Annotated in this window: 8 protein-coding genes; 2 read left to right on the top strand and 6 right to left on the bottom strand. The window is 69.7% G+C overall.

Translation table 11 applies throughout. The annotated features are described in order from the left end of the window. Positions 1 to 365: 365 nt before the first annotated feature. The gene (gene tyrS, locus ACSHV8_RS51815; protein WP_436528098.1) at positions 366 to 1,625 is read right to left on the bottom strand and encodes a tyrosine--tRNA ligase; all 1,260 of its coding nucleotides are present in this window, start codon (positions 1,623 to 1,625) and stop codon (positions 366 to 368) included. Positions 1,626 to 1,685: 60 nt separating this feature from the next. Between tyrS and ACSHV8_RS51810 the strand changes: the two genes are divergently transcribed. Continuing rightward, positions 1,686 to 2,435, top strand: a complete 750-nt coding sequence (locus tag ACSHV8_RS51810; protein WP_436528096.1) for a polyphosphate kinase 2 family protein — start codon at positions 1,686 to 1,688, stop codon at positions 2,433 to 2,435. A 32-nt stretch (positions 2,436 to 2,467) separates the two neighbouring features. Further along, positions 2,468 to 2,971: a hypothetical protein gene (locus ACSHV8_RS51805; RefSeq protein WP_436528094.1), complete on the top strand. Its 504-nt coding sequence runs from the start codon at positions 2,468 to 2,470 to the stop codon at positions 2,969 to 2,971. A gap of 40 nt (positions 2,972 to 3,011) precedes the next feature. On the opposite strand, the gene ptsP is transcribed toward ACSHV8_RS51805, so the two are convergent. Genes ptsP through ACSHV8_RS51780 form a run of 5 tightly spaced genes read right to left on the bottom strand, consistent with a single transcriptional unit; the run spans position 3,012 to position 6,695 of the window. Next, the gene (gene ptsP, locus ACSHV8_RS51800; RefSeq protein ID WP_436528092.1) at positions 3,012 to 4,631 is read right to left on the bottom strand and encodes a phosphoenolpyruvate--protein phosphotransferase; all 1,620 of its coding nucleotides are present in this window, start codon (positions 4,629 to 4,631) and stop codon (positions 3,012 to 3,014) included. Then, entirely contained in the window at positions 4,621 to 4,899 is a 279-nt protein-coding gene (locus ACSHV8_RS51795; RefSeq protein WP_436528091.1) for an HPr family phosphocarrier protein, read from the bottom strand. The genes ptsP and ACSHV8_RS51795 overlap by 11 nt, the downstream gene beginning before the upstream one ends. 8 nt (positions 4,900 to 4,907) lie before the next feature. Further along, the gene (locus ACSHV8_RS51790) at positions 4,908 to 5,948 is read right to left on the bottom strand and encodes a zinc-dependent dehydrogenase (protein WP_436528089.1); all 1,041 of its coding nucleotides are present in this window, start codon (positions 5,946 to 5,948) and stop codon (positions 4,908 to 4,910) included. Beyond that, entirely contained in the window at positions 5,945 to 6,394 is a 450-nt protein-coding gene (locus ACSHV8_RS51785) for a PTS sugar transporter subunit IIA (protein ID WP_436528087.1), read from the bottom strand. Before ACSHV8_RS51785 ends, ACSHV8_RS51790 begins: the two co-directional genes overlap by 4 nt. After that, positions 6,387 to 6,695, bottom strand: coding sequence for a PTS lactose transporter subunit IIB (locus ACSHV8_RS51780; protein WP_436528085.1), 309 nt, complete (start codon positions 6,693 to 6,695; stop codon positions 6,387 to 6,389). Before ACSHV8_RS51780 ends, ACSHV8_RS51785 begins: the two co-directional genes overlap by 8 nt. Positions 6,696 to 6,744: the final 49 nt, after the last annotated feature.

Below are 6,744 nucleotides of genomic sequence, written 5' to 3'. Positions count from 1 at the left end.
ACTACTTTACCCGCCATTCTCAGTTCGTCAAATCCGTGTTTCGCAACCGGATTTTCCGCACCGAGAATTCCCACGACGCTAGATCGTGAGATCTTGGAAGGCTTGGTTTGATTAAAACCGAGCCGGCAGGACGGCCGCTCCGAGCCCCTCGCGGGTCTCGTTCGCTCGCCCGTCTCCCTGGCGGCTCGACAAACATTACTCGCCCGTCCCGGCAACGCCAAATCGGGGCGGGGCGACCACCGTCACACCCGGCAAACACCGGAAAACCTCAGGTCAGAGCCCTGAGAACCGATCATTCGCGCTTCACAAAACTGGACAAAAAACAGCGGCCCGGTCCCCTTGAAGAGGGACCGGGCCGAAAAATGTCAGGCCTGCGAGTACTCCACGCCGGCGAAGGTCCGCTTGCCGCGGCGCAGCACCAGGAATCGGCCGTGCAGCAGGGCCGATTCCGGCACGATCGCCTCACTGTCGGTGATGCGCTCGTTGTTCAGGTAGGCGCCGCCCTCGCTGATCGTCCGGCGAGCCTCGTTGGCCGATGCCACGAGACCCGCGTCCTTCAACAGCGTGCCGACGGGCGGCAGCTCACCCCGTACGGAAAGCAAATTGGCCTCGGCCAGAGCGGCGCGCAAGGTGTCGGCGGACAGCTCGTCGAGCGAACCTCGCCCGAAGAGGGCCTGGCTGGCGGCGATGGCCTGGCGGGACGCCTCCTCGCCGTGCACCAGGGTGGTCAGCTCCTCGGCCAGCGCGCGCTGCGCGAGCCGGGCCTGCGGGCGCTCCGCGGTTGCCTTCTCCAGCTCCTCAAGTTCCTCGCGGGTCTTGAAGCTGAAGTACCGCATGTACTTGCTGACGTCGCGGTCGTCGCTGTTGATCCAGAACTGGTAGAAGCTGTACGGGCTCGTCATCGTCGCGTCGAGCCACACCGCCCCGCCCTCGGTCTTGCCGAACTTGGTGCCGTCGGACTTGAGCACCAGCGGGGTGACGAACGCGTGCACTGGGCCGGCCCCGCGACGGCGGACGAAGTCGACGCCGGCGGTGATGTTGCCCCACTGGTCGGAGCCGCCGAACTGCAGCTCGCAGCCGTTGCGCACGTGCAGCTGGTAGAAGTCGTTGGACTGCAGCAGCTGGTAGCTGAACTCGGTGAAGCTGATGCCGCTCTCCAACCGGTTGCGCACCACGTCGCGGGCGAGCATCTTGTTGACCGGGAAGTGCTTGCCGACGTCGCGCAGGAAGTCGATGACCGAGGTCGGGCCGGTCCAGTCCAGGTTGTTGACCAGGGTGGCGGCGGTCTCGCCGGTGTAGGTGACGAACGGTGAGAGCTGCTCGCGGATGCGCTGCACCCAGCTCTCGACCACCTCCGGCGGGTTCAGGGTGCGCTCGGCGGACTCGCGCGGGTCGCCGATCTGCCCGGTCGCGCCGCCGACCAGCAGCAGCGGCTTGTGCCCGCCCTGCTGCAGGCGCCGGGCGGTGCAGACCTGCATGAGGTGACCGACGTGCAGCGAGGCGGCGGTGGGGTCGAAACCGACATAGAACGTGATCGAGCCGCCGTCGAGGGCTTTGCGCAGCTCGTCGGCATCGGTCGAGTCCTGGATCAGTCCACGCCACATCAGGTCGTCTACGAGAGTCACGCACGGATTCTCCCGCACGGCTCGGTGCGCGGCACACCGGGTTTCGGGGATGCTGAACGGATGGGTCACCTGGGTAGCGCGAAACCACCGATCGAGATCAGCAAGCGCAAGGCCGAGGCGCGGCTGGTCGAGGCGCAGGAGCGGCTCCTGCGGCTGCGGCTGACGCTGGGCGGTCAGATCGGCGCGAAGAAGATCGGGCCGCCGCTGTGCGTGCTGTTCGAGGGGTGGGACGCGTCCGGCAAGGGCGGGGCGATCAAGCGGCTGGTGGCGCCGCTGGATCCGCGGCACGTGCGGGTGTCGCAGTTCGCCGCTCCGACGTACGACGAGAAACGCCACCATTTCCTGCAGCGATTCTGGAACGTGTTGCCCGGTTCGGGCGGGATGACGGTGCTGGACCGGTCCTGGTACGGGCGGGTGCTGGTCGAGCGGGTCGAGAAGTTCGCCACCGACGAGCAGTGGAAGCGGGCCTACGACGAGATCAACGAGTTCGAGCGGGCGCTCACCGCCGAGGGCATGATCCTGATCAAGTTCTGGATGCACGTGTCCGACGAGGAGCAGCTGAAGCGGTTCGAGGACCGGAAGAACGACCCGCTGCGCACGTGGAAGCTGACCGACGAGGACTGGCGGAACCGGGAGAAGCGGAAGGCCTACTCCGAGGCGATCGAGGAGATGCTTTCCCGTACGGATCAATCGCGCGCCCGCTGGCACGTCATCCCCGGCGACGACAAGGGTTACGCCCGGTTCGCCGTCGTCGAGCAGGTCTGTCACATCGTCGAGAAGCGGCTCGCCAAGCTCGGAGCGTTAGCCTGATTTAGGGGTAATTGCCCGATATCGTAGGTGGCATGAGTAAGTTGCTGTTGAGTCTTGCCGCCGTCGTGGCGGGTGTGGCGGGCACGGCCGGAGCCGCGGTCGCCACCGAGCCCGCACCGCAGGCCACGGCCGCTGTTCCCGCCGCCGCCCCGGCCGCCGTCCCCGTTGCCGTCCCGGCCGCGGCCAAGGCGAAGCGCGCGATCGCGGTCGTCGTCGTCCGCACCCGTTCCGGTCAGGTCGGCCAGTCCGTGTTCACCCTGGTCGGTGCGTCGAATCGCCAGCAGGCGGACGTGCTGCGGCTGGCCTCGACGCCGGCCTTCCAGGCGCTGCGGCCGACATACGCGCCGGCCAGTACTCGGGGGCGGTACACGTACCGGGTCGAGGCCGGTTATCAGGACCGGAGCAAGAAGCGGGTGACCGTCGTCGAGGGCGCGCCCGGCACACCGCAGGTGGCGCTGGACGTGATCCGGATGATGACGGACATGGACGCGCCGAACGTGTCGGTCAACTTCCCACCCGGTTTCCCGTTCAACTGACGTGGGACGGCCTCCGCACCGGCGGAGGCCCCCCACACGACTAGAGAACCAGCTTGCGCGCCGATACCGCGTCCGGTGCGGCGACCGCCGTCTCGGCGAGACGAACACATTCGGCGTACGTGTACCGCGCCAGTGACGCCCGCACCGCCCCCAGGGCCCGGGGCGACATCGACAGGCTGCTGATCCCGAGCCCGGCCAGCACCGGAGCGAGTCCCGGGTCGGCCGCCGCCTCCCCGCACACCCCGACGGGTTTGCCGCTCTCCCGCCCGGCCGCCCCGCAGATGGCGATCAGCTGCAGCAGGGCCGGCTGCCACGGGTCGAGCAGGTCGGCCAGTTCCCCGCACATCCGGTCGGCCGCGAACGTGTACTGACTCAGGTCGTTGGTCCCGATGCTGAGGAAGTCGACCACCCCGAGCAGGTCCTTGGCCCGCAGCGCGGCGGCCGGCACCTCGATCATCACACCGGCCCGGGGCAGCCCGGCCTCGTGCACGGCGGCCGCGAACTCGGACGCCTCGGCCAGGGTCGACACCATCGGCGCCATCACCCAGACGTCGGCCTCGCACTCGGCCGCGGCCTGGGCGATCGCCTCCAGCTGGGTGGTCAGCACCTGGGGCCGCTGCCGGGCGACGCGCAGGCCCCGGACGCCGAGGGCCGGGTTCGGCTCGCCGTCCTGGTTCAGGAACGGCAACGGTTTGTCGGCGCCGGCGTCGAGGGTGCGGATGACGACCCGACGGCCGGCCATCCCGCGGAACACGTCCCGGTAGGCCGTGACCTGCTCGTCCTTCGTCGGTTCGGAGGTGCGGTCGAGGAAGAGCAGTTCGGTGCGGAACAGGCCGATGCCCTCGGCGTGGGCCTCGTCGGCGGCCGGTACGTTCTTCACCGAGCCGACGTTGGCCAGCAGTTTCACCGCGTGCCCGTCGGACGTGCCCCCCGGACCCGAAATTTCCGACGAAGTCCGATTTTCCGCACGCAGAACTGACGAGCCAGGCCCGACCTCGCCCGTTGAGCCATCCACCTGGATCAAAGTGCGTTCCGGAATGTCCAGCACGCCCCGGCAGGCAACCACCGCGGGCAGCCCGAGCGCCCGCGCCAGGATCGCCGTGTGACTGGTCGGCCCACCCACCTCGGTCACCAGCGCGAGCACATACTCCGGATCCAGGTCGGCGGTGTCCGCCGGCGCGAGGTCCCGAGCGGCCAGAACATACGGATGTCCCGGCTGCGGCACCCCGGGCATCGGCAGCCCGAGCAGCACCGCCACCGCCCGGTCCCGCAGGTCGTCCAGGTCGGCGACCCGTTCCGCGAGATAGCCGCCGGCCTCGGCGAACATCTCCCGGAAGGTCCCGAAGGCGGCGTCGATCGCGTGCGGCGCGTCGGTGCCGCCCTCGATCTCCTCGCGCACGGCGTCGCGCAACTCCTCGTCGTCGGCCATCAGGGCCTCGGCCCGCAGGACCTCGGCCACCGTCGACTCCTGGGCCCGGTCGGCGCGGCGCCCCAGTTCGGCGACGACCTCGGCGAGCGCCGCGAACGCGCGGGCGATCTCGGACTCGGCGTCGGTGACCGGAGCGGGCGGGGGCAGGGCCGGGGCCGCCGCGATCCGCAGCAGCGGACCCGCGGCGACTCCCGCGCTCACCCCGATCCCGGACAGGCTGTCAGTGGGCATCGTCGGCGTCCAGGTCCTGGGCGAGCAGCGCGGCCAGCCCGTCCAGGGCCTCGTCCGCGCCATCACCGTCGGCCTCCAGGATCACCTCGGTGCCCTGCTTCGCGCCGAGCGCGAGCACGGACAGCATGCTCTTGGCCGGGACCGGCTTCTTCTCGCCGACCCGGATGGTGACTTTCACCGGCGCTTTCGCGGCCGCCTCGACGAAGATCTTGGCGGGCCGGGCGTGCAGCCCGCTGGCGGAACCGACCGCGACCGTACGCGTGGGCATGACGACTCCTAAGGCTCGATGGTGACCTTGATGGCCTCGCCGCGCTCGACGATGCCGAACGCGTCGATCGCGCGGTCCAGCGGCAGCCGGTGCGTGATCAGGTCCGCGACCGGGACGGCGCCGGTGGCGACGAGTTCCAGGGCCTGCTTGTTGTGGGCCGGGCTGGACCCGTTGGCGCCGATGATCATCAACTCGCGGTAGTGCACGAGGTTCGAGTCGCAGGTGATGGTCGGCTTGTCCTTGGGCAGGCCGCCGAAGAAGCTGATCCGGCCCTGCCGGGCGGCCATCTGGATCGCCTGCTCCTGCGCCTTGCCGGAGGCCGCGGCGGTGATGATGACGTCGGCGCCGCGCCCGTCGGTCAGCTTCAGGACCTCCTCGATCGGGTCGACCTCGGCCGCGCAGATCGCCGCGTCCGGCTTGACCAGGTTGGCGGCCATCTCCAGGCGCTGCCGGCTGAGCTCGACCAGGAAGACCCGGGCGGCGCCGCGGGCCCGGGCCAGCCGGACGTGCAGGCAGCCGATCGGCCCGGAGCCGATGACGACCACGTCGTCGCCGTCGCCGACGCGGGCCAGATTCTGCGCGTTGAGGGCGCAGGCCAGCGGCTCGGCCACGGATGCCTCGGCGAACGACACGCCCTCCGGGATCCGGTTCAGACCATCAACCTTCAAGACCTCCTTGGGTACGACCATGAACTGCGCGAACCCGCCCTCGAAGTGATAACCCATCGAGACCTGGTTGGGGCAGATGGTCATCCGGCCGCGCACGCACTCGGGGCACACGCCGCACGGGATGGCGGCGATGACCTGCACGCGGTCGCCGGCCTGCCAGCCCTCGACGCCGTCGCCGACGGTGACGACCTCACCGGCGATCTCGTGGCCCATCACCCGCGGCGGGTGGATGTGGTGGTGGCCGAACTTGGAGATCTTCACGTCGGTGCCGCAGGTGGAGCAGTTCCGGACCCGGATCTTCACCTCACCCGGGCCGGCCTCGGGCTCCGGCACGTCCTCGAAACGGACGTCGCCGGGAGCGTGGAATCGCACGACCTTCATGAGCTGCTTTCCTCTTCTTTCAGGGCCCCGAGCAGCCGGATCACGGTCTCGGGATCGGTGGCCTCGCGCAGTTCACGGGCCTGGTCCTCGTCGAGCAGGATCTCGGCGAGGGCGGCGAGCAGCTCGACGTGCCCGTCCCCCTTGGCGGCGATGCCGACGCACAGCGTCACCGGCTCGCCGTCCCAGTCCACGGTGTCCGGGAAGCGCAGGAACGACAGCGCGTCCCGGTGCACCAGTTCCTTGCCGCCGAGGGTGCCGTGCGGGATGGCGACACCCTCACCGACGTACGTGGAAATGCTCTGCTCGCGGGCCAGCATGGTGTCGACGTAGCCGGGCTCGACCGCGCCGATCGCCACGAGCGCCTCGCCGGTGCGGCGGATCGCGTCGTCGCGGTCCGCCGCCTTCTCGGCCAGTTTGATCGCCCGGCGGTCCAGCAGCTCAGACATTGAGGTCGGTGCCCTGCTGGATGGCCTTGACGACCTTGGTGACGGCCGGGTCGCCCAGGAAGATCTGGAACGGCACGATCGGCTTGCCGGGCGCGATCGAGCGGGCCCGGGCGGCCAGGCCACTGTGGCAGACGACCAGGTCGGCGTCGGCCGGGATGGAGTTCACCGGGGTGTGCTCCACGGTGACGCCGGTCTTGCCGAGCTGCTTGCGCAGGGTGCTGGCGAGCATGACGCTGCTGCCCATGCCGGCGTCGCACGCGACGACGAGCTTGTGAATGTCCTTGCCGTTGATGGTGGCCATGGCCGGACCTCCGTTCGGATCTGGGGTGGCCGCCCGTGCGAGGCGGCCA

The organism is Actinoplanes sp. HUAS TT8 (assembly GCF_051380535.1).
Lineage (GTDB): Bacteria > Actinomycetota > Actinomycetes > Mycobacteriales > Micromonosporaceae > Actinoplanes.
Note: the sequence above shows the minus strand (reverse complement) of the source record. Positions and strands in the feature narration are given on the sequence as shown.

Coding starts and splice junctions, on each gene's coding strand:
- ACSHV8_RS51810 (WP_436528096.1), top strand. CDS start 1,686: ATGGGTCACCTGGGTAGCGCGAAACCACCGATCGAGATCAGCAAGCGC.
- ACSHV8_RS51805 (WP_436528094.1), top strand. CDS start 2,468: ATGAGTAAGTTGCTGTTGAGTCTTGCCGCCGTCGTGGCGGGTGTGGCG.
- ptsP (WP_436528092.1), bottom strand. CDS start 4,631: ATGCCCACTGACAGCCTGTCCGGGATCGGGGTGAGCGCGGGAGTCGCC.
- ACSHV8_RS51795 (WP_436528091.1), bottom strand. CDS start 4,899: ATGCCCACGCGTACGGTCGCGGTCGGTTCCGCCAGCGGGCTGCACGCC.
- ACSHV8_RS51790 (WP_436528089.1), bottom strand. CDS start 5,948: ATGAAGGTCGTGCGATTCCACGCTCCCGGCGACGTCCGTTTCGAGGAC.
- ACSHV8_RS51785 (WP_436528087.1), bottom strand. CDS start 6,394: ATGTCTGAGCTGCTGGACCGCCGGGCGATCAAACTGGCCGAGAAGGCG.
- ACSHV8_RS51780 (WP_436528085.1), bottom strand. CDS start 6,695: ATGGCCACCATCAACGGCAAGGACATTCACAAGCTCGTCGTCGCGTGC.